A 218-nucleotide genomic window follows, 5' to 3' on the forward strand; every position below is an offset into this window, starting at 1 on the left:
GATCTGTTCCACCAGTTCCCGCAGCCGCCGCTGGCCGGATTTATCCTCCATGCGGTAGACCTTTTCCACCTGGGCGGGGTCCACGAACTGCGCCACCTTGCGGCCAAAGCCCAGGGCATCGAGTTTAAAAATCCCCTGGCGGGCAGTATCCTTTGTTACTATCCCACCGAGTACCAGCTGGGCCAGCGGTGCCTGGCCATGGTGCGGGAACAGTGCGG

1 pseudogene is annotated in these 218 nt (G+C 61.9%); it reads left to right on the forward strand.

Features of this window, described 5'->3' with window-relative positions:
* A pseudogene (locus H6B10_RS17395) lies at nt 1-218 on the forward strand (hypothetical protein); the annotation flags it as partial.

Origin of the sequence: Gemmiger formicilis (genome assembly GCF_016901605.1) — a bacterium.
Lineage (GTDB): Bacteria > Bacillota > Clostridia > Oscillospirales > Ruminococcaceae > Gemmiger > Gemmiger formicilis_B.